This is a genomic window from Tumidithrix elongata BACA0141 (assembly GCF_036349135.1).
Lineage (GTDB): Bacteria > Cyanobacteriota > Cyanobacteriia > Pseudanabaenales > Pseudanabaenaceae > Tumidithrix > Tumidithrix elongata.
Window position 1 is genome coordinate 1 of the sequence record NZ_JAZBJZ010000083.1, and the last position, 23,313, is coordinate 23,313.

The 23,313-nt window shown below is 44.5% G+C and carries 23 protein-coding genes; 12 read left to right on the forward strand and 11 right to left on the reverse strand.

All coding sequences use genetic code 11. The features are described from left to right. The first annotated feature begins 99 nt into the window (after positions 1 to 99). Both cobO and V2H45_RS17700 read left to right on the forward strand, forming a co-directional pair. A complete protein-coding gene (cobO, locus tag V2H45_RS17695; RefSeq protein WP_330484992.1) occupies positions 100 to 708 on the forward strand; it encodes a cob(I)yrinic acid a,c-diamide adenosyltransferase in 609 nt (202 codons plus the stop codon). Positions 709 to 774: 66 nt separating this feature from the next. Beyond that, positions 775 to 1,881: a Gfo/Idh/MocA family protein gene (locus V2H45_RS17700; protein WP_330484993.1), complete on the forward strand. Its 1,107-nt coding sequence runs from the start codon at positions 775 to 777 to the stop codon at positions 1,879 to 1,881. A gap of 274 nt (positions 1,882 to 2,155) precedes the next feature. Here the strand turns inward: V2H45_RS17700 and V2H45_RS17705 are convergent, their stop codons facing one another. The 4 genes from V2H45_RS17705 to V2H45_RS17720 form a co-directional block, all read right to left on the reverse strand. Further along, entirely contained in the window at positions 2,156 to 2,362 is a 207-nt protein-coding gene (locus V2H45_RS17705) for a hypothetical protein (RefSeq protein WP_330484994.1), read from the reverse strand. Positions 2,363 to 2,536: 174 nt separating this feature from the next. Then, on the reverse strand, positions 2,537 to 2,935 hold the full coding sequence (locus V2H45_RS17710; RefSeq protein ID WP_330484995.1) for a hypothetical protein: 399 nt from the start codon (positions 2,933 to 2,935) through the stop codon (positions 2,537 to 2,539). After that, complete coding sequence (locus V2H45_RS17715) at positions 2,932 to 3,369, reverse strand: type II toxin-antitoxin system YhaV family toxin (protein ID WP_408648818.1); 438 nt, start codon at positions 3,367 to 3,369, stop codon at positions 2,932 to 2,934. Before V2H45_RS17715 ends, V2H45_RS17710 begins: the two co-directional genes overlap by 4 nt. Before the next feature lie 5 nt (positions 3,370 to 3,374). Continuing rightward, positions 3,375 to 3,701 (reverse strand): hypothetical protein, encoded by a 327-nt coding sequence (locus V2H45_RS17720; protein WP_330484997.1) that lies wholly within the window; start codon positions 3,699 to 3,701, stop codon positions 3,375 to 3,377. A 109-nt stretch (positions 3,702 to 3,810) separates the two neighbouring features. Between V2H45_RS17720 and V2H45_RS17725 the strand changes: the two genes are divergently transcribed. Further along, on the forward strand, positions 3,811 to 5,856 hold the full coding sequence (locus V2H45_RS17725) for an NAD-binding protein (RefSeq protein WP_330484998.1): 2,046 nt from the start codon (positions 3,811 to 3,813) through the stop codon (positions 5,854 to 5,856). On the opposite strand, the gene argH is transcribed toward V2H45_RS17725, so the two are convergent. Further along, positions 5,853 to 7,247: an argininosuccinate lyase gene (argH, locus tag V2H45_RS17730; protein ID WP_330484999.1), complete on the reverse strand. Its 1,395-nt coding sequence runs from the start codon at positions 7,245 to 7,247 to the stop codon at positions 5,853 to 5,855. The two genes, V2H45_RS17725 and argH, sit on opposite strands and share 4 nt — an antisense overlap. Before the next feature lie 341 nt (positions 7,248 to 7,588). Here argH and V2H45_RS17735 point away from each other — a divergent pair, with 341 nt between their 5' ends. Continuing rightward, positions 7,589 to 8,179 carry a cob(I)yrinic acid a,c-diamide adenosyltransferase gene (locus V2H45_RS17735; RefSeq protein ID WP_330485000.1) on the forward strand — a complete coding sequence of 197 codons (591 nt, stop codon included), beginning with the start codon at positions 7,589 to 7,591 and terminating at the stop codon, positions 8,177 to 8,179. Positions 8,180 to 8,244: 65 nt separating this feature from the next. Here V2H45_RS17735 and V2H45_RS17740 read toward each other — a convergent pair whose 3' ends face one another. Further along, complete coding sequence (locus V2H45_RS17740) at positions 8,245 to 9,318, reverse strand: 3-deoxy-7-phosphoheptulonate synthase (RefSeq protein WP_408648819.1); 1,074 nt, start codon at positions 9,316 to 9,318, stop codon at positions 8,245 to 8,247. Positions 9,319 to 9,782: 464 nt separating this feature from the next. Between V2H45_RS17740 and V2H45_RS17745 the strand changes: the two genes are divergently transcribed. The 3 genes from V2H45_RS17745 (at position 9,783) to V2H45_RS17755 (ending at position 14,134) form a co-directional block, all read left to right on the forward strand. Further along, entirely contained in the window at positions 9,783 to 12,350 is a 2,568-nt protein-coding gene (locus V2H45_RS17745) for a hypothetical protein (protein WP_330485002.1), read from the forward strand. Positions 12,351 to 12,411: 61 nt separating this feature from the next. Further along, complete coding sequence (locus tag V2H45_RS17750) at positions 12,412 to 12,897, forward strand: hypothetical protein (RefSeq protein ID WP_330485003.1); 486 nt, start codon at positions 12,412 to 12,414, stop codon at positions 12,895 to 12,897. After that, positions 12,890 to 14,134 (forward strand): type III secretion system chaperone family protein, encoded by a 1,245-nt coding sequence (locus V2H45_RS17755; RefSeq protein ID WP_330485004.1) that lies wholly within the window; start codon positions 12,890 to 12,892, stop codon positions 14,132 to 14,134. The genes V2H45_RS17750 and V2H45_RS17755 overlap by 8 nt, the downstream gene beginning before the upstream one ends. Positions 14,135 to 14,148: 14 nt before the next feature. Here the strand turns inward: V2H45_RS17755 and V2H45_RS17760 are convergent, their stop codons facing one another. Beyond that, on the reverse strand, positions 14,149 to 15,498 hold the full coding sequence (locus tag V2H45_RS17760) for a cytochrome P450 (RefSeq protein ID WP_408648820.1): 1,350 nt from the start codon (positions 15,496 to 15,498) through the stop codon (positions 14,149 to 14,151). 272 nt (positions 15,499 to 15,770) lie between these two features. Here V2H45_RS17760 and V2H45_RS17765 point away from each other — a divergent pair, with 272 nt between their 5' ends. Then, a complete protein-coding gene (locus tag V2H45_RS17765; RefSeq protein ID WP_330485006.1) occupies positions 15,771 to 17,261 on the forward strand; it encodes a multicopper oxidase family protein in 1,491 nt (496 codons plus the stop codon). A gap of 15 nt (positions 17,262 to 17,276) precedes the next feature. Here V2H45_RS17765 and V2H45_RS17770 read toward each other — a convergent pair whose 3' ends face one another. Beyond that, positions 17,277 to 17,603: a hypothetical protein gene (locus V2H45_RS17770; RefSeq protein ID WP_330485007.1), complete on the reverse strand. Its 327-nt coding sequence runs from the start codon at positions 17,601 to 17,603 to the stop codon at positions 17,277 to 17,279. 403 nt (positions 17,604 to 18,006) lie between these two features. Here V2H45_RS17770 and V2H45_RS17775 point away from each other — a divergent pair, with 403 nt between their 5' ends. Further along, on the forward strand, positions 18,007 to 19,020 hold the full coding sequence (locus V2H45_RS17775) for a WD40 repeat domain-containing protein (RefSeq protein WP_330485008.1): 1,014 nt from the start codon (positions 18,007 to 18,009) through the stop codon (positions 19,018 to 19,020). A 19-nt stretch (positions 19,021 to 19,039) separates the two neighbouring features. Here V2H45_RS17775 and V2H45_RS17780 read toward each other — a convergent pair whose 3' ends face one another. Then, the gene (locus V2H45_RS17780; protein ID WP_330485009.1) at positions 19,040 to 20,176 is read right to left on the reverse strand and encodes a glycosyltransferase; all 1,137 of its coding nucleotides are present in this window, start codon (positions 20,174 to 20,176) and stop codon (positions 19,040 to 19,042) included. A gap of 83 nt (positions 20,177 to 20,259) precedes the next feature. On the opposite strand from V2H45_RS17780, the gene V2H45_RS17785 reads away from it, so the two are divergent. The 3 genes from V2H45_RS17785 to rpsF all read left to right on the forward strand — a co-directional run bounded on the left by V2H45_RS17785 (position 20,260) and on the right by rpsF (position 22,222). After that, positions 20,260 to 20,664, forward strand: a complete 405-nt coding sequence (locus V2H45_RS17785) for an EVE domain-containing protein (protein WP_330485010.1) — start codon at positions 20,260 to 20,262, stop codon at positions 20,662 to 20,664. Between the two features lie 668 nt (positions 20,665 to 21,332). Further along, positions 21,333 to 21,641 (forward strand): hypothetical protein, encoded by a 309-nt coding sequence (locus V2H45_RS17790; RefSeq protein WP_330485011.1) that lies wholly within the window; start codon positions 21,333 to 21,335, stop codon positions 21,639 to 21,641. 203 nt (positions 21,642 to 21,844) lie between these two features. Further along, entirely contained in the window at positions 21,845 to 22,222 is a 378-nt protein-coding gene (gene rpsF, locus V2H45_RS17795) for a 30S ribosomal protein S6 (RefSeq protein ID WP_330485012.1), read from the forward strand. A gap of 68 nt (positions 22,223 to 22,290) precedes the next feature. Here the strand turns inward: rpsF and V2H45_RS17800 are convergent, their stop codons facing one another. Together V2H45_RS17800 and V2H45_RS17805 are read right to left on the reverse strand one after the other, a co-directional pair. Next, positions 22,291 to 23,124, reverse strand: coding sequence for a ParB N-terminal domain-containing protein (locus V2H45_RS17800; protein WP_330485013.1), 834 nt, complete (start codon positions 23,122 to 23,124; stop codon positions 22,291 to 22,293). Next, positions 23,121 to 23,243, reverse strand: a complete 123-nt coding sequence (locus tag V2H45_RS17805; RefSeq protein ID WP_330485014.1) for a hypothetical protein — start codon at positions 23,241 to 23,243, stop codon at positions 23,121 to 23,123. The genes V2H45_RS17800 and V2H45_RS17805 overlap by 4 nt, the downstream gene beginning before the upstream one ends. Positions 23,244 to 23,313: the final 70 nt, after the last annotated feature.

The window sequence follows — 23,313 nt, forward strand, 5'->3', positions numbered from 1 at the left end:
CCTAGATCTTTGCTCCTACGGCGCTATTGCTTACTAATTTTGTCCGAAGTATTGTTATGTATCTAAGCTATATCCAAGCGACTAGGTAACGCAGCCATCATGTCAGAAATTACTGCCGAGCAACATCGTCAAAAAATGCAGCGCCGTCAAGAGGTGCAACGCGAACGACTCGCAGAGCGACAGCTAGAAAAGGGACTCACGATCGTTAACACGGGGGAGGGGAAAGGTAAAACCACTGCGGCTTTAGGCATGGTTTTACGATCGCTCGGGCATGGCTATAAAGTTGCGATCGTGCAATTTATCAAGGGGGCATGGGAACCCGCCGAAAAAGCAGCATTTCAACACTGGGGCGACCAGATTACCTTTTTAGCGATGGGTGAGGGCTTTACTTGGGAGACCCAAGACCGCGATCGCGATATTGCCAAAGCTGAGGAGGCATGGACATCGGCTCTAGAATTCATCAAAAATCCTGAAATTAAATTAGTGCTGCTGGATGAAATTAATATTGCGCTCAAGTTAGGTTATCTTAGTGTTGATCGCGTTTTAGCTGGATTAGCAGAAAAGCCCGAAGATTCTCATGTGATTTTAACTGGACGGGGCGCCCCCCCTGAGCTACTTGCCGTTGCCGATCTAGTCACAGAAATGAAACTGGTCAAACATCCTTTTCGCGAGCAGGGTGTGAGAGCGCAAGCAGGTATTGAGTTTTAGAGAAGATTTTCGCAAAGATTCAAGTAAGGACTAAATTAAGAACTTCAGAGAAAAGGAATTTATATTGTGAAGGCAGTTGGAGTTGGGGTAATTGGCACAGGATTTGGGCAGATCGTGCATATACCAGGTCTGAGAGAGCATCCACATACAGAGGTTGTTGCTGTTTATCATCGTGACATTGCCAAGGCAAATCAAGTAGCCGAGAAGTTCCAAATCCCCTATGCTTGCGATCGCTTAGAAGATCTTTTTTCCATTCCTAAAGTGGAGGCCGTAACCATTTCCACCCCCCCGTTTTTACATTACATCGCTGCCAAAGCGGCGATCGCCGCAGGTAAACATATTCTGCTAGAGAAACCAACGACGTTGAATGTGGCAGAAGCACTCGCGCTCTATCATCTGGCAGTAGAGCGTAAAGTTTTAGTAGCCATGGACTTTGAATTTCGATTTGTGCCCGAGTGGCGTTATTTCAAGCACTTGCTCGATCGGAACTTTGTTGGTAAAAAACGATTGATTACGATCGATTGGATCGTTCAGGGAAGAGCCGATCCAAAACGGGCGTGGAATTGGTATAGCCAAAAGACCTGTGGTGGTGGAGCTTTAGGATCGTTAGGTTCTCACACTTTCGACTATGTTAATTGGTTGTTTGGTTCTGTGAAGCGTTTGTGCGGGCAGCTCAGTACGGCGATTCCCGAACGCCCACATTCAGATGGAACGATGCGTCCAGTCGATGCCGATGACACCTGTAATATTTTATTGGAGCTTGAAGATGGAACACCCTGCAATATTTGCATCAGTACAGTTTCCTATCAGGGCAGTGGGCATTGGGTGACGGTCTATGGCGATCGCGCCACCTTGGTCTTGGGCAGTGGCAATAAATCTGATTACGTGCATGGCTTTCAGGTGCAACAGGCGGAAGTGGGTAAGATGGAAATGGAAGTAATGCCCATTCCGTCGGAATATCAGTTACCGCAAACCTATCCCGATGGTAGGTTAGCTCCCTTTATCGCTGTCTGCGATCGCTTTGTCCATGCAATTCGCACGGAGGTTCCTATGCTTCCCAGTTTGCGCGAAGGAGTCTATTCCCAGCTTTTAATGGACTTAACCCATCAATCGCACCAACAGAGGAAGTGGCTAGATGTGCCGAGTTTAGAAAGCATATTGCAGAAGCCCTAATTCCCAACACCAATTTCTCTTACAGCAAATTAGCTTCAAAAGCATCACAGATAGAAATCTAAAACCTAATGTGGGCATATACCTTACGACCTAAGCTAATACCAATTTAATTGGGGATAGCAACGGATAGAAAATGCAAGACACTGTAATTCTTATCAACATGCTAGATTTGTTACCCTCGGTCTTTAAATTGGTATAAGAAACCTACGGTAGTAACCATAACTGTATAAAGTACACAATTTTCCTGCAAGGCACAGAGAGTATTGCTTAGAGATTAAGGTCTTCCAAGCCGAATACTACTATCAAAGACTTTTTTCTCAACTTTGCCCAATCCATAGTCAAAACATATATACCAGCCTGAGTTTGGTAAATCTTCTGCATGAAAATCTTGAGGTAGAGTGAGTTCCCCTACAAATGTAAATAGGTGTCTTGAGTACTTAGTTATCTTGAATCCTCGAATATTTTCTTCAAAATTATCCACATTGACACTTCTCCATCTGTTAGTGAAATTTTCTTTTAATTTATCCCATGTATGCTTTGCGATATCACCCGTATAAAGGGCACCTCTAAAAATTCAAAATAATTGAGAATACAGACGAAGCATCAAGGCTTTCAGGTTCTTTTTATTGAGAATAAGCCAATTAATAGAGGTGCCCTAAAATAACATCTGTCCTTTTACTGCTTTATCTAAGCGTATTTTTTGGGTGGAGGATTTGTACTTTATATGCCAATCGCCTGACGCTTCTTCCCGATACCTCAATTCCGTAAAAGGAAGTTCTCTGTACCAAACTCGTCTTTTCCAGAAACAATACTCTTCTTTTATAGCATTGAAAATATAGACTTCTTTAATTGAAACATCTCCGACGAGTGCTACTAAGCTAACATCAATCTTGAAGTTAATAGTACCCGCTTTAGAAATAAGCCCGCTATACTCTACCTCTACGTCTAGCCTTGGCTTCGCTATAAACTTATCGTAAATTTGAACTAGTAGCGATAGGAAGCCACCAAAAGCTGCCAATGTTTTTAGGCTTTCAAAGTTGATTTCTAAATTCATTCTACTTCCAATATCAATTTTTCTAAAGTTTCTGGAAAATCGCCATTGCGAACCATGCGTGAGAAAACTTCATAGCAATCATTTTTATCGCCTGCTTTGCGTGGATAGCCCAGCCACAGGATAATTAGAACTTTACGACCTTCGGCTTCAAAGGCTCGAAAAAAGAGACGATAACGATCTGGCAAACCCATTTTCTTTAAGCGTCCGTAGCGTTTTAACGCTCCTTTAAGAGCAAAGTGCGATGCAAAGGGATCGAGGACGATCTTTTCTTTGATCCCTTTCATGACCGCTGCCAGTAGTCGGACTTGAGGATGAATGACAAATTCATCAGGGGATAGTTTGGTTTTAAGTTCTTGGACTTGCGATCGCAGGTCTCGCCGCTGTTTGCCAAAGAGTTGGCGATGGAAATAAATTTCCCAACCATTGCGGATCAAAACGCTCATGAGTCGATGACTACGCCTGCTAAGAGTTCGTCATCCGCTTGAGCCATTGCCTCTGTATAGGGTTCTAAATTTGAGGGGGTTTGTAAAGCATCTTTGGTGATAAAGTCCAAAAATAAACTCAGCATGAGTTCTTGCTCGTCTTCTTCATCGAGATTTACTTGGTTAGGTTCTAACTTAACCAACAAGGTATCATCTGACAGCATTTCAACCCATCCCGCAGCATTGACAAACTGTGGATGATCTCGATAAAACGAGGCAGGCAACCTAAAACCAGAGGCGTTGCCAATTTTTGCAGGCGTGAGTGGATAAGTTTTTGCAGTCATAACGTTAGTACGATATGTAATAACAATACTATATATTTAGTTTTAGTAATTCGCGTGCGGTTCCTGAAGCAAAACCGCGATTGCTGTAGCAAATCGTCGCCCTAAACCTATGCTCGAATCTACAGAACCAGAAAATAAAGTTGAACCAAATCGTGTTTTAGTTTGTGGGCTGGGTAGTTTAGGTCAAAACTGCGTCAAAGCCTTAAAAGAGTTTGGATCGGTGGTCAGCGCGATCGAGCAAGTTCAGCCCACAGGTTGGGAAATCTCAGAGTTACCGAGTCTTTTAGAAAATTTGTTTATGGGTGATTGCCGTCAGACTCGTGTTTTGGAACAAGCAGGTGTGCGTCAATGTCGTGCGATCTTGCTGGTCACCAGTAATGAAAAAGTGAATATAGAAACTGCTTTTGCAGCGCGATTGCTAAATCCTGAGATTCGTTTGGTGGTGCGATCGGCAAAGCAAAATTTAAACGATCTATTGGGTCAACATTTAGGCAATTTTGTAGCATTTGAGCCCACCCAGCTCCCAGCAACAGCATTTGCCCTAGCGGCTTTGAGCGAAGAAATCTTGGGCTTTTTTACCCTAGATGGTCAACTCATGCGCGTCGTGCAGCAAAAAAATCTACACGAACTTCGCTTAGTCCATGAATTTAACAATCGCCATCGCCGAATTCTCGAATATCTGCCATGCGATCGCCTGCCCGAACCAAGAACGGAGAATTTTGAAAATCCCTTCTATCAATGGGAACCAGAAGCAAGAGTTAAAGCAGAGGATAGGTTAACCTATATCGAAATTGCAGATGTTGCGAACGCGAGTGTAGAGAAGAATAAGCAAAAAGATTTAACGCAATTCCTGTCCGAGGTAGTTCGAGGTCTGCTTTGGCAAAATCTGAGGGAAAAGTTTGCGAAATATTGGCAATGGACAGCAGAAAATCAAACCCGTTTAGTTGCGACGCTCTGTGCGATCGTTGTCGTAGTCTTGGTTGTCTTGGGAACTACCCTATTCCTACTCTTTTACCCCGACATCACATTTACGCAGTCTTTTTTCACGGCATCTTCGTTGCTGTTGAGTGGCTATGGCGATATGTTTGGAGGCGTGACGAATAACGACCCTGCTCCAACTTGGCTGCGATTTTTTGCACTCTCTTTAACTGTGATTGGCACTGCACTTTTAGGTTTGCTTTACGGCTTATTGACAGAGAGTATGTTGAGCGCCAGATTCCAATTTTTATCCCGGCGTCCGCCGATTCCAGAGCAGGGGCATGTGGTTCTGATTGGGTTAGGCAGAGTTGGGCAGAGAGTTGCAGCACTTTTGCAGGAATTCAATCAGCCTTTTGTCGCGATCGCAAATTCCGAAATTGCTCCAAGCATACTACCGAAAATGCCCCTGATTGTGGGCGATATCAATCACGCTTTAACCAAGGCAAATTTGGCTCAGGCAAAAAGCTTAGTCGTCGTTACCGATGATGAAATGATCAATTTGGAAGTTGCGATGATGACCCATGTGGCAAATCCTGATAGCTATTTGGTGATTCGTACCTTCGATCAAAGTTTCACGGATAATTTGTCAAAACTGTTGCCCTATGCCGATGTTCTCTGTGCGAATGCCATATCCGCAGAGGCTTTTGCTGCTGCTGCCTATGGCGAAAACGTGATTAGTTTGTTTCGGTTGAACAATCAAACGATTTTAGTTACAGAGTATCTTATCCAAGCGGGAGATACGCTGAATGGTTTGATTTTGGCGGAAGTTGCCTATGGCTATGGGGTGGTTCCCATTTTGCACCAAGAACCTCAAAAAACTTCTAAGTTTATGCCTTCCGATGATACGAGGTTGAATGTCGGCGATCGCCTCGTGGTATTAGCTACGATTAAAGGTTTACAGGCTGTGGAATTGGGTGCGATCGCTGCTCCAACTTGGTCTATCTATATTGAAAAAGCCTTGACAAAGGATGCCATATTTGAAGGGGCAAATGTCATCGTGCGGGTGACAGATGCCCCTATGAGCGAGGCGAGAGAACTCATGGAGAATTTACCCAAACCCTTGATGTTCCCTCTGCATAAACTGCAAGCCCAGAGACTCGTGCGAGAACTAGCTAAAGCCCAAGTTGTATCCTACATTATCGATCGGGATATTTCCGCTGATTCGCCTGACCTCTAGGACTGTAAGGCTTTTTTGGCGGCTTCTAATTGAAGGCGTACTTGATCGAAGCCCGTGCCGCCATAGCTGTTACGCACTGCGACAACTTGAGTTGGCGCGATCGCGGCAAAAATATCATCCTCAAATTTGGGATGGAAAGATTTCCAGCGTTCTAGGGATAGATCCTTCAGCAAAATTCCTTCGCTCGTGCAGGTTTTTACCAGTTTTCCTACCAAGTTATAGGCTTCGCGGAAAGGCACACCCTTAGCAGCAAGATAGTCAGCTACGTCCGTGGCATTTGAGAAGTCTTCCGCAACGGCTGAGGTTAAACGCGTCGGTTGAAATTCAATCCCTTCAGCGATTAGGACAGTCATCGCTTCTAAACAGGAGCGCACGGTGATCACCGCATCAAAGATCGCTTCCTTGTCTTCTTGCATATCTTTGTTGTAGGCAAGGGGAAGTCCCTTGAGCAACGTGAGCATGGCTTGGAGATGTCCGAACACCCGTCCCGTTTTTCCTCTTACCAATTCGGGAACATCGGGATTTTTCTTTTGGGGCATGATGCTGGAACCCGTACTGACACGATCGCTGAGGCTGACAAAGCTAAACTCTTGCGACGACCAAAGAATTACCTCTTCTGAAAGCCGACTGAGATGCACCATAATCAAACTGGCGGCGCAGAGAAATTCCACGGCAAAATCTCGGTCGGATACACCGTCGAGGCTGTTATTGCCTGGAGCGCTAAACTCTAGTAACGCGGCTGAATAGTGGCGATCGATTGGAAAAGGAGTCCCTGCCAAAGCTCCAGAACCTAAAGGACAGATATTTACCCGACTGTAAACTTCCGTGAGGCGTTGCCAATCGCGTTGTGCCATCTCAAAATATGCCAACAGGTGGTGCGCCAAACAGACCGGTTGCGCCCTCTGTAAATGGGTATAGCCCGGAATCATCGTGTCGATATGTTGCTCTGCCTTCGCGACAAGGGTAGCTTGCCAAACACGCAGATCGGCTTGAATTTTTTGGATTTGATCGCGCAGGTACAAGCGGACATCGGTGGCAACTTGATCGTTCCGCGATCGCGCTGTGTGTAGTTTCTTCCCCGTATCTCCAATTAATTCCGTCAAGCGGCGTTCGACCGCAAAATGTACATCCTCTGCTTCTAGTCCTGGCGTAAAATAGCCATCCCGATATTCCTGACGAATTTGCTCTAGTCCCTTGACCAGTTGCTCCCCCTCTTCGGCGCTGATGATGCCCACCTTCGCCAACATTTGGGCATGGGCCTGCGAACCCGTTAGATCGTACTCAATTAAGTGAATATCAAACCCAATGCTGGCATTAAAACGAGCGATCGCAGGGTTTAGTGCAGTCTCAAAACGCTGACTCCAAGGCTGATTAACGGGCTGTTGGCTCATATTTTGCTGAATTAAGATTGGGGGGTAGAAGATAAAATCAGAAGTGTTACTTATGTCTGATTTTTGCATTTTGGCTTTACATTTTATCGTAGTCTATATAGCGATTCCCCCACATTGATAGGGTTTAATTTTGCGACAGATTTAAGATTTGAATTCGGTGTACGCAATTAGGATCTTTCAAAAAAGCTCATAGTGAATAGCCAATTGTTAACCGCTATAATGCCCATGATTTGTAGCCATGAACTTTTACATTCCTGCGATCGCGTTAATTTATAACGAACAGCTTGATCTATATCTAGTGTCTGGTATGATGCACAAACTACTTGAAACACTAGATTTATATGGTTGCCCAAATCAAAACCACTCAAGTGAACGCCACGAAAGCAGTCTCAACCGATCGCCCTCAAAAAAATTGTAAACAGGAAAAACAGCCCACCGTGCCCCTGACTGTAACCCCTCCTAAAGGAACCATTCAAGTATTTATTGCCCCAAATCGCAGTTTGTATGCCGATGTGATCGCCCAAGCCCTCCGAATTGCGGGGCAAGGAACATCCGTACTCGTGATCCAATTTTTTCAAGGTGGAATTAATCAAGGCGTAGCCAATCCTCGCCGCCTCGGAGAAAACCTAGAGTGGCTGCGCTGCAATGTCGATCGCAACATTGACGATTTAGAACGCGAACTGACGGAAGCTGAAGTTGAGGCTGTGATGGAACTCTGGCAATATGCCAAAACCGCGATTCAAACGGGTAACTATGGGTTAGTTGTCTTAGATGAAATTGGTTTGGCAATCGAGCGATCGCTTTTCACTGAAACAGAACTGCTTGAGGCATTAGAAAAACGCCCTAGCCAAGTTGATGTCATGCTCACAGGTGCATCGATCTCCTCAAAGATCCTCGATAGTGCCGATCAAGTGACCAAACGCCGCAGTTAGATGCAGTTAGATGTAGTTAGAGGCAAAGGGGTAATTCATGAATTACCCCTTCTCTTTTATTTCAACTATTTCAATCGACTGGTTCTGACGGCGTTACCCAGCAATCGCAGCATTTCCGCAGTGGTGGCAAAGTCTACACAGCCATCGGTAACGCTCTGACCGTAAACCAGTAGGGACTTATCTTTAGGGATGGACTGCTTGCCAGCAACCAAATGACTTTCAAGCATCACGCCCACAATATACTGGGAGCCAGCCTGCACTTGTTTGCAAATGTCTTGGAGCACATCAGGTTGGCGCTTGTAATCTTGACCGCTATTATCATGGCTGCAATCGACCATCATGTAAGGCGTAATCTTTCGTGCCATCAACCGATGGGCGATCGCTTCCACATGTACGCCATCATAGTTGGGGCCTTGCTTACCGCCGCGTAAGACCAAGTGCCCGTCAGGATTTCCCGTGGTAGTGACAATACTGGCAATGCCCTCATGGTTAATGCCGAGAAAACGATGACATTGATGGGCCGAAAGCATGGCGTTTACTGCTACGTCGATACTGCCATCCGTACCATTTTTGAACCCTACAGGCATCGACAGTCCCGATGCCATCTCGCGGTGGGTTTGACTTTCTGTCGTTCTTGCCCCAATCGCTGTCCAAGAAATTACATCGGCAATGTACTGGGGAATAATCGGATCTAACAGTTCAGTCGCCGCAGGCAGTCCCAATTCAGCCACATCGATCAGCAGTTGACGGGCAAGGCGAATTCCCATGTTGATATCGAAACTGCCATCGAGATGGGGATCGTTAATCAGCCCTTTCCAACCTACGGTCGTGCGAGGTTTTTCAAAGTAAACCCGCATCACGATTTCCAAGGCATCGTCTAATTCTGCCCGCAATTGCGCTAGTTTCTCAGCATACTCCCGCGCCGCTTTAACATCGTGAATCGAGCAAGGCCCGACGATCACCAAAAGGCGATTGTCTTCCCCATTCAAAATATGCCGAATGCGATCGCGGGCGCTAGCCACCACATTCGCTACGGATTTGGTTAGGGGCAACTCGGTTTTAATCGCGACAGGAGCCAGTAACGGACGCGTCTCCACCACATGGAGATCGCTGGTTTTAGGTTGGCTAAACGCAGACAAACTTTGCTCGGCAATAGGTTTTGAAGAATTTGTCCCAGCGCGATCGATCTGTTTTGAGTCCAGCACTCGTTTTGGCTCCTAAAAAATTTAATCTACATTCGTTTATTTTAGGCGATTCATTGCTCGATGCATAAAACTCAGTCCCATAGAAATAAAGTTGGGAAGTAATTGCAAAGTTAAGTAAAGGAAATTGCGATCGCTAAAGTTTAGAACTTAACATTTAGCCTATATGAAGTTTAAATGTATTGCGCTTTAATAGTTATAACAATCCTATTTGATTTGTATTTAAGTAATGCGCTACAACTCAGTTTGACTTAGCTCACTGACCTGAGTTCAACCTTCCGTAGGTTGAGCGGAACGACGTGCTGAGCCTGCTGAAGTATCGATACCCATACCTCACAAGTGATTTAGGATTGCTATAGCTAGATTGGCTGTTTACTGTAAATTATTGATGGCTTACAGGTATGAGGCGACAAAAAACTCTCACTTCAAAAAAGGTCGAAACTCTCGCACCAAAACAGTCGCAGCCTTTGCAGGCACAGTTTCAAACTCGACCCTTTGCTGTTCAGACGCAGTTAAACCCAAATGCTACCCATGGGCAAACTGCGGAAAAATTTGAATCAGATTCAGATATAGATAGAACTGATGAATTAGGTCACAAATTAGCCAATATTTCTTTTTCCCCTGTCTCACAAAATCCAGAGACTCCAAAGATTCCTAACCAGCTAAAGTTGCATGCGGCATTACAGGCAAAAGCGCTTCAGGCAAAATTAGCGATCGGCGAACCAAACGACCAGTACGAGCAAGAAGCTGATAGGGTTGCCGAGCAAGTTGTTAGCCAAATGAATGCACCTCAAAATAATCAGAATAATGCGATCGCACAGCGACAAACTGAGGAAGAAGAGGATCCTCTGCAAATGAAGCCCTGTGTCAACCCTATTCAACGAGAGCAATTTCGCACTGCTTACTTAAAAAGAAAGAGTGTTGGTGGTGGAGAAGTCTCTCAGAATAACGCGATCGTCAATCGCCAAGTAGAGGAAGAAGAGGAGCCTCTACAGATGAAACCATTTATCACCCCTATTCAACGAGAGCAGTTTCGTGCCGCTCAATTAAAGAGAATGGGCATTGGTGGTGACACTTCAAACGAATTGAGCATTGCTCGTAAGATCGATCTCTTAAACAAGCAAGAGCCTCAAAAAGCTTGGGAAACCCAAATAGAACCTACAGCAAACTCTTCAACTCCCGCAATCCAACTCAAGCCCAAAAAACTGTCTGGGGACATTTTATCTCCTGAAGTAAGTCCTGTAAGAGTCAATCTGCAAACGAAGCGAACTAACATACAGCCAAAATCTTTAAAAGAACATCCAGCATCTCTAGTTAATCAGCAAACCGGAAAGCTCACTACGAGCGATCGCTCCGTTCAGGCAAAACCACTTGTAGCTAAGCCAGTGGCGGATGTTATCCAAAGAGATGGTTACTTTGGCGAAGGAGGTGGCAACGAAAAAATCGCATCAGATCCTTCTAATCCAGTTGCAAAAGGTGTTTTAGGTGTTGGAGAGGGATTGTTCAATGCTTTGGCAGCTCCTATTAACCCACGCTTTTGGGCAAAATGGATAGAAGACTATAAAACCATCGCCAAACCTGAAGATAAAGAGGCAAAATTTGGTGAAGGTGCACTGGGAAGAGTAATGCAAGTTCTAGATGGAATTGCTCTTACTTGCAAAAACATAGGTGCGATCGCAGGCGTAATCGCCATAGTAACAGGTATCGCGGGTGCAATTTTAACTTCGGCTATGGGTGCAGGAGCTGCTTTACTAGCAATTTCCAGTGTCGCTGGAATAGTGGGACTGTCAATGGCAGCAGTTGTTTTAGCCCTCAAACTCGTTCTAATTGGCAGTAACGTCGTTCGACTAGCAAAATTTGACAATGCAACAGGTGACCCCGCCGATAAAGCCAAACTCAAAGCCAAACTTTGGAAGGATGGTGGTGATGCCTTTGGGGCTCTGCTGGGAGTAATTTCCGGTGGTTTAGGCGTTGGAAGTGGTCCTTTGTCGGGTGACGCGATTGGCAATTTGACTTCATCGTTAGTAGGACAGCCATTTGCTACGACTGGTGATATTGGCGGCGCGATTACAGGTTCTCTTTCGGATCGAAATGAAAAAGAAGCAAGCACAACTCCTCCCACAACAACACCACCCACAACTCCTCCCACAACAACACCACCCACAACTACACCACCCACAACTACACCACCTACAACTACTACAACTACTACACCCACAACTACAACTACTCCTCCTCCTACTGTCACCCCCCTGACAACTCCAACAATAACTCCATCAAGAATTCAACCTAAACAAGATACAACTGTTATTCAGACAAATCGCCAACGTTCTGGAGCGATTTCAAAACCTTCCGGTCCTAGTTCTGATGAAATAAAGCAAGCTGCATCTATGGTTACTTCTTTTGCAGGGGAGGCAAAAAGTGCTAGTTCGACTGAAGTCTCAGACCAAACGGATGCACTAGCAGCAATGAATGAAACTGATTCTAATGTGACATCTCAGATCGGAGAAGTTACGAAATCTTCTCAGGATGCAGAAACAGCTAAAAAACAAGCTGAGGAAGCTGAAAAAGATGCAGATAGTACTATAAAAGCAAAAGGGAAGTCTAAGAAACTAGGAGAAAGCGAGCTAGAAAAAGCCGATCAAGATATTAGCAAAGCCGAACAGGAAATTGGCGTTGAGAAAGAAGAAGCACCTAAGAAGAGTATGTTTGCGCGGTTTAAAGATTGGTTAAAGTCCAAGTTTTTAAATGTTGCTAAACGAGTTAAACGGGTAGTAGCAACGGTAAAAAGTAAACTCATTAACCTCGTACTAGAACTCACAGGAGCCAAAGCTCCGATGGTAGATCTTAAGAATCAATTATCGATCACCAAAGCCCAAGTTCCCGGTTCGATCAAGGCTGAGGAAGATGTCAGCCAGCAAGCTACTGCCACTGCTAAGATTGCTGCTGAGGTTGGAGCAAAAGTTTAGTAGTTATTCTAAGAAATTTCTACTTGAGAGTTCGCTAAGGCATTATTGAGGAAATTTGATCGTGGTGCAAATTCTAAAATCGGGTTTTTATCAAGCGATCGCCTTAGGATTTATTGGCTTACTCGTCGGTGTAGTTGCAGGTTGGGTCGGTATATTCCTTGGAGGGAGTAGCGACGCGATCGCCTCAACAGCAGCAAATGTCTATCTTTCGCTTGTAGCTATCTTACCCATTACTTTGGTATTCGCAACCTGGTTGAACCTGAAATCTCAAGCTCAATCGCTTTACATAACTTGGGCAAACGCTTTGGTATTAATGCTGTTGACGGGAGCATTAGGATCTCTATTTGCTACATTCGCCTTTTTTGTGCCAGCTACGAATATCCCGACTATCTTTGGTGGCAAAGTAGCCTCCGAACTTAGCCTCGCTCTGACAAAACAAGTGCTTTGGGCAAAGTTTGTTATTGTTGCTGTACCCACATTTGTCACAGCTTTAGGGACAGCAATATGGGGACACCTACAAGCCAAAGGAAAATCTTCTGATGTCTGACTTTGAAACACTAGATATTCACATTATTAAAAGTAATCTAACCTTTCTCGATCCGCAGAAAGTTCCTCTCAACCTGCAAATACTAGAGTTAACTCTGACTCGACAGGAAGATGAAGTGTTGGAATGTCGATTGACTCTTCAAGTTAGCCCAGAAATCTATCAGAGAATAGACGTAGATTCTTTGTTCAATCTCAATCCTGAATTTCGGATTCCCTTCCCTCAAAAAACATTAGCTCTGGATCGAAATATTGTTCTTCAAGTTAGCTTACAGCCCGATCTATTTCCTGAACTAGCTGCAAATGTAGCATATGTAGACGAACTGGGCGGCTTTTTAGAGCATCTAAGTCAAAATGAACCAAGTAATCCTTTTTTATTCACAGAAAATTGGCTGGGCTTATCGGTAACACAGGGAGTAGAGCCTGATATTTATGGTTACCGCAGCATTTGGGCATATATCAAACCTTCTGACATGAGCGAAGAAGCTCTTAAGAATGGACAAATGACAGAAGTTATGAACCAATTTATTGAAGAGCAAGTCAAAACTAATTTCGCAAATCTATCTTTTGGGGGAAATAGTGAAATCCAATCTGAGGTGCTCGATTTTATGAAACAGTTAGTTGGCAAAGGGTCTATTTACCAAACTGACCAAAGCTTTAAAAAATCAAACAAACAGAAGAAATCCCAATCCAGCAGATTTGACTTCCAGTCAGAAATAACAGGTTTAATCAAACAATTAATTGACACTGGTTTACCTCAAGAAGAGGAAGTAGACAGTCCATCATCACAGCTGTTTGAAATATTAGTAGAATTCTTTCAACAAGACAATTGGGATTTTGCGCAGACTGAAGGAGAGACGGTTCTTCGAACGATGTTTCAGGGTGAGAATGGTCAGTGGAGTTGCTATGCTTGGGTTTTAGAAGAAAGAAAACGTATGGCATTCTATTCTATTTGTCCAGTTAATGTTCCCGAAGAACGAAAGCAATACCTCGCAGAGTTAATAACTCGATGTAATTATTGTTTGTTAATGGGAAACTTTGAAATGGATTTCTTAGACGGAGAGATCCGTTTTAAAACAAGTATAGATGTCAATGGCGATCGCCTTACATTTGCATTATTGAGGCAGTTGATATACACCAATGTTTTGACGATGGATCGGTATCTACCTGCAATTATGGCAGTAATTTATGGTGATGTTTCCCCTCAGCAAGCGATCGCAGAAATTGAGCAGAGAATCTAAAGACAACATGCAAGTCACTCGTTTTTTCGAGTCATCACCATCTGCACGCCTCCAGCAGGAGATAAGGTAAATCCTCGGCGTTGGGGCTTAATCGGGCGATCTTCGACCAAGGCAAGTTGATAATTGGCTAAAACCGTTGCCAGAACTAATTTGATTTCTAACTGGGCTAGGGCATATCCCAAACAACGACGACTACCACCACCAAAGGGAATATATTCAGATGGCGAATACTGGCGCTCTAAAAATCGTTCGGGTCTGAATTGCTTGGGCTCTGGATATAGGTCTTCTCGATTGTGTACGAGGTGGATACTCGGCATTAAGTATGTATCTGCATCAAACTGATGACCTGTGATCGCGATCGGCGATTTGGTAATGCGGGCAAACAGGGTCGGAATCACTGGATACATTCGTAAGGTTTCTTGACACACCGCCGACAGGTAAGGAAGTTGAACGACCTCCATGAGATTGGGAGATTCGCCCAAACTGTCAAGTTCGCCTAGCAGTTTCTCTCGCACGTCCGCAATGCGATGGATTTGATAGAAAGCCCAAGCGAGAGTTGTGGCAGTGGTTTCATGCCCCGCAAACAGCATGAACATCAGTTCGTCTCTCAATTCCTCATCGGTCATTGCTTGTCCCTGCTCGTCCCGCGCCGCCATCAGCAGGCTAAGGACATCTGTCTGTCCGCGATCGCCTAGAGCTCTTCTCTCTGCAATCTCTATTAGCAGCAGTTCGTGAATTTGCCGTTGTCGTTGCTTCATTCTTCCCCAAGGGCTCCATTCCCCCAAGTCTTTCTGTAAGAATGGCATCAATAGCATACTAGAACGGAGAGGAGAATCAATCATGTCGAGCCAGTCAGCAAGTAAGGTGCTGAGTTGCTGATAGCGTTTCCCTTCGCTCAAACCAAAAACGATTTGCATAATCACTGCCAAACTGATCTTCTGCATGGAAGTTCGCGCAATAAAGGGTTGACCAACTTGCCATTGGCTTGCAACCTGCTTGGTAAGTTGGCAGATCTGTTGAGAATAGATTTGGAGTCTCTCGCCATGAAAGGGTGGCATTAATAGTTTGCGTTCGCGGCGGTGGCGATCGCCTTCCATCATCATTAAGGCATATCGTCCAACTAGGGGTTCGGCGATTTTGTTCCCTCGTCCTATATCAAACTGCTTGGCATCTTGGTTGAAAATCTCCTGAATCATTTTTGGATCGCCAATCAGGACAAACGCTCCGAGCCCGCTCAAATGCATCGTAAAGATATCGCCATATTTCTGGCGGTAGGTATCCTGAAATCCTAGCGGATCGGCGATCCAACTTAAGAGTTGCCACCAAGCAGGCTGAGGGATGGAATTAGGCAGATTGCTCAAAATGAAAGCCCTTCACGAGAGAACGAACACAAACTAGATTAACAGAAGTTCCCTCAAGCTTAATACGGTTTTGCCTTTAGTAAAGAAAAATGTTAGTTTTAGCCCCTAATGATTTAAATTCTTGCAAAAATGGTTATTCGCAAAGGTCAATAATTATCACTCAAACTGTCAGATCTATGGCAAGTGAGATACAGTTTTTACCATACCAATTTGCTCCTACTGGTTAGATTGCGAATGGATTTACCAATGGGTGCAATGCTAGAGGAAACCCCACCATGAAAATTACTAGACGTAAAGCGATCGAACTTGGTTTGATGGGAAGTGGAGCGTTGATATTTCCCTTGGGATTTGCGGATGCCGCATTTGCTCAATTTAGTCCTCAGATCGATCGCTTCAAACTTCCCTTTAAAAGGCTACCCGAGTTGAAACCCTTACGCAGCGATGCTACGACTGACTATTACGAGATCGCGATGCAGAAAGCAAAGGTAGAGATTTTGCCCGAACTCCATACGGATATCTGGAGCTATAACGGGATTATTCCGGGGCCAACGATCAGGCAGCAACGCGATCGGCTGTCGGTGGTTCGTTTTATTAACAACCTAGATATAGATACCTCGATTCATTTGCATGGCATGGCTTCGCTGCCGCAGTACGACGGTTATGCGAGCGACTTAATTCCACCTGGGTATTACAAAGATTATCACTATCCCAATAACCGCGCCTCGACGCTCTGGTATCACGATCACGCCGTGCACCATACATCTCGTAACGTCTATATGGGACTGGCAGGGATGTATATCGTCGAAGATGATGTCGAACGTGACCTACCTCTACCTAAAGGAGAGTACGAAGTGTCCCTGATCCTTCAGGATAAAAAATTTACAAAGGATGGCACGTTGATCTTTGACGACCATAGAGAAAAAGGAATCTATGGCGATGTTTCCCTTGTCAATGGCGTACCTTGGCCGCGTATGGAGGTGGCTAATCGTAAATATCGATTCCGCGTGCTCAATGGGGGTGGTTCTCGAACCTATCAACTATCGCTGAGCACAGGCGATGACTTGATTGTAATTGGCTCGGATGCTGGGTTGTTAAGCGCACCCGTAAGAACGAAAACCCTAAGAATTGGTATGGCAGAACGCTACGGCTTCATCATTGACTTTTCTAAGTATCCAGTAGGCACAAAGGTGATTTTAAAGAACAATATCCTGCTCAGTAATTTAGATACAGATGACCGAACCACTGAGATCATGTGCTTTGAGGTGACGCGACAGGAAACCGACGATAGTTCTATTCCTGACAAACTGAGATTGGTTCAGCCTATTCCCATCTCATCCGCAGTAAAAACGAGGACATTCAGGTTCGATCGCGGCGGTGGACAATGGTATATCAACGGCAAAACATGGGAGCCCAAGCGGGTTGATGCCGACCCGGGCTTAAATGATGTGGAGATCTGGAACTTTGTGAATCCTGGAGGCGGATGGATTCATCCCGTCCACGTACATCTCGTCGATTTACAGATGCTCGATCGCAATGGGATGCCACCACTGTCTTACGAAAGAGGATGGAAGGATGTGTTTGTAGTCGGCGAAAATCAGACAGTACGGGTAATCGCCCAATATGGTCCGCACAAGGGTAAGTACATGATGCATTGCCACAATATCGTGCATGAAGACCACGATATGATGACGCAGTTTGAGGTGGGCAAAGGTGGTGATAGCCCTCTTTCGGCTCCAGCCAAGCCGTTGCCAGCACCACCCCTATAGCGATCCAGTAGCGATCTAGTCGCCATACAATTCCCGATCGTATTTTTTCATGGCGTTGCGATCGTAGGCACTGGGAGACTGAGAAGAAGCAGAACTTGAGGGAGCAACCTTAGGCGCTTTTTTACAGTCTTCCTTCGCTGCGGCTGTACCATTTTCCGATTGTTCGGGACATTCAGATGATTTGTCTTTATCTGCATCGACTACTTCTGAGGCAGGACTGGCAACCTCAGGAGAGGAAGTAGCTTGCGCCAGTAGGGAACTGCTAAAAGTGAAGGTTGCGATCGCCAGAAATAACGTCAGAGCAACAAACTGAAGGTTTCTTCGCCAGAGTGATTTCAACATGGTGATTTTATCGTTTTTGGTAAAAAGTTTTTATTTCTAGATCATAGCGCAAACCTATTTGAACTGAAGAACGCCAATTCAAGCATGGAGCGCAACAGCTTACTTGACAATCTCTTTATAATGCTATCAATCTGCGATCGACTAATTTTTTCTGAAAGCATATCAAGCTGCTAAATTATCTGGATTGCCCTACTCAAAAGGGAGAGTATTTCAAAGTCAATAGCTCTTTAAGGCTTAGTGAATTAGTATTCATTGCTCGTGACCCTGATTTGTAAAGCTCAATGAAACATTTCGGGCAAATTACAAGTCAACGATGCAATCATTTAAATGGCAAAATTCTCTTAGGGTTTATGTATAAGTTTTCAAATTCTCAGAATATCTGTTCTATTTACTTCTATTTATCATGACGTTAAGTATTTTGTCTCTGGGGGCATTGTTGGTTGGAGCTATCTTCCAGCAGCCAAGTTTTACAAATTCCGTTACAAATCCCAATCAGGATACGCAGATCGCCCAATTTTCCCCATCGATTCACATTCGTGCAAAAGCAGCTCAAGAATTTAAGGCAAATGACACGAGCACGCTGAGCGTTGCTTTCAGTCCCGATGGTAGCAAGTTATTGACTACCTCTTCGGCAGGGTTAACAAAGATTTGGGACAAAAGTGGAAAACAGACCTTAGAAGTGAAACAAGGGGACAGTATTATTTGGGCGGCAGCTTTTAGCCCCGATGGTACGCAAATTATTACGGGCGCTCAGGATAAAGTGGCAAGGCTTTGGGATATGCAGGGTCAGTTATTGACTGAATTTAAAGGGCATAAAGACTGGGTCAATAGCGTTCATTTTAGTCCAGATGGACAAACTATATTGACTGCTTCCTCCGATGGCACAGCTCGTTTGTGGAATCTCAAGGGAGAATTAATTAGAGAATTTAACGGGCATCAAGGGAAAGTCTGGAGTGCTTGCTTTAGTCCCAATGGCAAACTGATTGCCACTGCTTCCTCCGATGGCACGGCAATTCTTTGGGATTTACAAGGACGTATTGTCAAAAAGCTGCAAGGACATACCGATTGGGTGAGACAGGTGGTTTTTAGCCCAGATGGGAAGCTGATTGCTACTGCCTCTAACGATGGAACCGCTAGGCTTTGGAGTCTTGATGGCGAAGCGATCGCACAGTTTAAGGGTCATCGCAGTGTTGTTAGGAATGTCGGATTTAGCCCTGATGGACAGTTTCTGGCTACGACCTCTCAAGATAAAACCGTGCGATTATGGAATCTGGAAGGGAGAGAACTAGATAAGCTAGAAGGTCATAAAGATTGGGTGATAGGATTAAGCTTCAGTCCTGATGGGAAGTATATGGTTACCTCATCATCGGATACAACGGTAAAATTTTGGGATATAAGTGAAATGAGAAGATTTTAAGAGAGAACTTCCAACCTACTTAGCTAACAAGTGCGGGTTTGCAAATTTCAATCACGCGATCGTAATAGCCTTGCAGTTGGCGAGTTGCCGCTTGCCAGCCCCATCGTTCGGCTTCTTGGCGCGCGTTCTGTCGCAGATATTCGATCCCTGAAGAATTCGTTAATAGTTTTTGGGTAGCAGTTAACAACCCATTTGGAGCGGAAGGTTCAAACAAATACCCATTCACGCCATCGGTGACGATATCAGGAATGCCCCCCGATCGCGCTGCTACGACAGGGCAACCCGCCGCCATCGCTTCCAACAGCACCAAGCCCAAAGTCTCCGTGCGAGAGGGAAACATAAAGGCATCACTTGATGCGAAGGCAGCAGCCAGATCTTCCCCTTGCAGGTAACCGACAAAGTGGGTGGGAGTATCGGCAAAAATACGTTCTAATTCTTGACGATAGGGGCCATCGCCAACCAGTGCCAACCGACTATTGGGAATTGCTTCGAGTAAAGGCAAAATTTGTGTGATTTCTTTCTCTGCTGACAATCGCCCCACATAGAGCAAGAGCGTCGCGTCATTGTGACCTTGACTGAGGTGCGATCGCATGGCTTCATTTTTAAATCTTGGATGGAACTTGTCCGTATCTACGCCTCTTTGCCATAAATCCACCCGTTCCACCCCATGCGATCGTAGTTGTTCCACCATGGCGGTGGAGGTGCAGAGATTCAAGGCAGCATTATTATGAGCTGTTTTGATTAATTCCCACATCGTGCCTTCTAAAAAGCCCAAGCCATAGTGCTGAAGATATTGAGGCAAGTGGGTGTGATATGAGGCAATTAAGGGCAATTTCATGGCTTTGGCATAAAACAAGCCAGCTAACCCTAACACCGCAGGATTTACCACATGGACGATATCGGGCTGAAATTGCTCTAAAGCATGACCAATCGAAGGGCGAGGCAATGCCAGCTTTAGTTCGGGATATAAGGGCAGTGGAAAGCCCGACACCCCATAAATCTTTGCGCCGCAATACTCACGAATACCACCATCGGGCGAGAAGATTAACACCTCATCCCCCAGTTTCACCAACTGCTCGACGGTGAATTTAAGGCGGGTGACAATACCGTCAATTTTAGGTAAAAAGGTTTCTGTGAATATGGCAACTTTACGCATGTGGGGAAGCTATGAGTTGTTCGCATTTACTGTTTCGATCATCATAATATGATGGAAACCACAATATATCCTTAGCACTTAACATGGCGTATTGGTTACTCAAAAGCGAGCCAGATGTTTATTCCTATGCCGATTTAGAGCGAGACGGCAAGACGATCTGGGATGGGGTAAATAACAATTTGGCACTCAAACACATTCGCACGATGGCTCCTGGCGATCTGGCACTAATTTATCATACGAGTGAGGAACGCAGAGCAGTGGGCATTGCCGAAGTGATTAGCCAACCCTATGCTGACCCTAAACTCAATGAACCCAAACGGGCAGTGGTTGATGTAAAGGCAGTGCGATCGCTCTCACGACCAGTTACCCTTGCCCAAATTAAACAGGATAGTCGGTTTGAAGGCTTCGATCTGATTAGGATTTCGCGGCTCTCGGTTGTGCCCGTCTCAGAGGCACATTGGCAATTAATCCTTGATCTGGGTTCTTGAAGGTTCAGTAATTGCTAGCGATCCTAAATCATACATGAGGGATTCTTTCTTCGGCATAGACTTGTAGAGGCAATTCATGAATTGCCTCAATACACAAATCCAATAGGATTGCTATAGCAATTCTAAATAAGGTGTGATTCATTTGTAGCGTAGGCATCTTGCCTGCAAGCGTTAGAAGCCCACATCGCATTCACAAGCAATTAAGGATCGCTATATATGTGCGATCGCAATCACAGATCGGCATGACATGAGCCACATTACACCCCTTGATTTCCGCATACAGTTGATTTAGTAGAAATCAGCAAGGGGCAAGGCAATGAACGTTTACAAAATTGGTGGTTTTATCTTCAAACTCTACGGCGTAACGATCTCTGCTTTACTCGCTACCAGCGCCATCAGTCATGGATTGTAACAGGCAGATAGGCTTGTAACTTAAGTTTTGTAAAGCCTATCAATTAAGACTTCTGGAATCTTAGAAAATTACGCACTAAATTCTCAGGTAGCCGAGTATCGACTCCAATGGGAGCGAAGACATCGCACATCGCCTGAGGTTATATTTGCATACCACAATGTTATCTAGCCCAAAATCGATCCAACGAAGTATTCAAATTGGCGCTCACCATCTAGCTAGAGGGACGTCATTACTGGCAAAGACCTTTGCTCGGTGTATGGATAATTCTACCTGTCTGACCAAAGGGGTAAAGATAGAATTCTGTGTAATGCTCTTAAGCGCAATCGTAGATAGTTCCTACCAGCCCAAAAACACAGAGCTGACCAAGAAATTAAAAAATAAATCTGTCCACTCAGGCATCAAACTTCTGAAGCGTTATCCTCGCAAAGGGATTGAGGTCTTAGTAGATTTAATTATGTATGAGTTAATCAACAAGCAACGGTATACCCAAGATGATTTACTTCAGTTCTACAGTGAAATTTTTTCTTGTTTTTTCGATCGCAGTTTGGTAGAAATCAACGAATAGTTACATGGCTTGTCACCCCTAGCCCAGAAGCGATTTCAATATCTTGCTTTAAATACGAAAATGCTTAAGAAAGCTTCTCTTTGGCATGAGTCGGGGACAAATCGCCACAAAATGCGATCGCAGCAGCTATAATAACAAAGCCTTGTTTTTGTCCTGCTAATTGCAGCCAAAAGCCACATTGTCCATAAGGAAAAAATCATCCGATGAAGCGTTTATACGAAACCATGTACATTCTCCGCCCCGATCTTAACGATCAGGATACGGATGCAGCGATCGCCAAGTACCAAACCATTCTGCAAAACAATGGTGCAGAGCCCATCACAATTCAACATCGCGGCAAGCGTCGCCTTGCTTACGACATCAAAAAGCATCGTGAAGGCATTTACGTTCAAATGAACTATAGTGCTGAGCCTCGTACCGTCGAAGAAATGGAAAAAGTAATGCGTTTAGGTGAAGAAGTCATTCGCTACCTAACCATCAAGCTCGATCCAGAAGCGATTGTTGATGTTGCCCTCCCAGATGATGTTCCAGCAGTAGTTGCAGCGCCTGTAATTGCCGAAGCCGTTGCTGCTGCCGAATAATACGTTTAGTTTATTCCAATATTTTAATCAATATCCTCTTAGTGTTGCGATCGCTAGGAGGATATCTTTTATGCCCATTTATCAATAATTTTCTCTAAAGTCTTTTCAGCAATACCCTTAACTCGTTTCTGCAAGTCAATTAGAGAATCAAATAGATGTTGATCCCGCGCAGCAAATATGTTTGTACGAATACTTTCTTTTATTCCAACTCTATCGAGTTTTAGTGCAAGCTCTCTCACACTAAGCGTATTCATTTCATTTAATATTGCTATTTCCCTAGGACTAGGCTGATTTAAATTTTCTGATTTTGCAGAACTAGATTCCTTCTTGGTAGATGATTTCTTCGTTTTGGTGGTGGAAGTGCCAGTTTTTTGTGGTTCAGATGGGATCTTGTTTGAGTTGGATGCAATCAAGGAAGAGATTAAATCAAAAAGAGAATCAATTTTTTGATTCAAAGTGAAAAAATCGTCATTTAGTTTTTGTTGAATTCCCTGAACTTGCTCCTCTAGCTTTTGCAGATTAATTGCTGAATTATTTGAATTACCTGGTGGAACATTCTCATGAAGTTCTGTTTTGGATGGAGTTAGCAAAGCGATCGGGGCTCGTAACAACTTTACCTGCTCGCAAATGGCACTCTCATTTTGAGGCTTAACCACAAAGGCGCGAATTGCCTCAAAATCAGAATCAAGCTGATTTGCTTTTACAGCCGCGTAATATTCCAAATGTCCTTCAACCACCTCATAGCTCATGGGTGTTTTCTTCCTGAGAATTAGGGGATTAATAATTCCATTTGATTCCAAAATAGAAGTGGCAAGTTGATCGATCAATTGTTCCGAGAAATGCGATCGCGGCTCTATTGTCGATATCTCGTGAATATCAATTGAATCGGATAAGAGACTCATGAGTCAGCACCTGTCTTTTTCATTACTTCTACAGCTAAGTTCTCGAACTCTTCGGCAGATTGAGAATCTGGCTTGTAGTCAAAAATAGATTTTGGATCGGGAATGAGCATTTCACCCACTGTGACAATATTATCTATAGGGCACCTCTAAAAATCAGTCAGAGACGAAAAACGAAAATAAAAAGAGAGA

What these genes read in the sequence shown, in the direction of transcription:
- V2H45_RS17790 (WP_330485011.1), top strand. Translation starts at nt 21,333, where the DNA reads ATGGATAATTCTACCTGTCTGACCAAAGGGGTAAAGATAGAATTCTGT.
- cobO (WP_330484992.1), top strand. Translation starts at nt 100, where the DNA reads ATGTCAGAAATTACTGCCGAGCAACATCGTCAAAAAATGCAGCGCCGT.
- V2H45_RS17725 (WP_330484998.1), top strand. Translation starts at nt 3,811, where the DNA reads ATGCTCGAATCTACAGAACCAGAAAATAAAGTTGAACCAAATCGTGTT.
- V2H45_RS17780 (WP_330485009.1), bottom strand. Translation starts at nt 20,176, where the DNA reads ATGCGTAAAGTTGCCATATTCACAGAAACCTTTTTACCTAAAATTGAC.
- V2H45_RS17785 (WP_330485010.1), top strand. Translation starts at nt 20,260, where the DNA reads ATGGCGTATTGGTTACTCAAAAGCGAGCCAGATGTTTATTCCTATGCC.
- argH (WP_330484999.1), bottom strand. Translation starts at nt 7,247, where the DNA reads ATGAGCCAACAGCCCGTTAATCAGCCTTGGAGTCAGCGTTTTGAGACT.
- V2H45_RS17775 (WP_330485008.1), top strand. Translation starts at nt 18,007, where the DNA reads ATGACGTTAAGTATTTTGTCTCTGGGGGCATTGTTGGTTGGAGCTATC.
- V2H45_RS17770 (WP_330485007.1), bottom strand. Translation starts at nt 17,603, where the DNA reads ATGTTGAAATCACTCTGGCGAAGAAACCTTCAGTTTGTTGCTCTGACG.
- V2H45_RS17755 (WP_330485004.1), top strand. Translation starts at nt 12,890, where the DNA reads ATGTCTGACTTTGAAACACTAGATATTCACATTATTAAAAGTAATCTA.
- V2H45_RS17800 (WP_330485013.1), bottom strand. Translation starts at nt 23,124, where the DNA reads ATGAGTCTCTTATCCGATTCAATTGATATTCACGAGATATCGACAATA.
- V2H45_RS17720 (WP_330484997.1), bottom strand. Translation starts at nt 3,701, where the DNA reads ATGACTGCAAAAACTTATCCACTCACGCCTGCAAAAATTGGCAACGCC.
- V2H45_RS17745 (WP_330485002.1), top strand. Translation starts at nt 9,783, where the DNA reads ATGAGGCGACAAAAAACTCTCACTTCAAAAAAGGTCGAAACTCTCGCA.
- V2H45_RS17765 (WP_330485006.1), top strand. Translation starts at nt 15,771, where the DNA reads ATGAAAATTACTAGACGTAAAGCGATCGAACTTGGTTTGATGGGAAGT.
- rpsF (WP_330485012.1), top strand. Translation starts at nt 21,845, where the DNA reads ATGAAGCGTTTATACGAAACCATGTACATTCTCCGCCCCGATCTTAAC.
- V2H45_RS17710 (WP_330484995.1), bottom strand. Translation starts at nt 2,935, where the DNA reads ATGAATTTAGAAATCAACTTTGAAAGCCTAAAAACATTGGCAGCTTTT.
- V2H45_RS17735 (WP_330485000.1), top strand. Translation starts at nt 7,589, where the DNA reads ATGGTTGCCCAAATCAAAACCACTCAAGTGAACGCCACGAAAGCAGTC.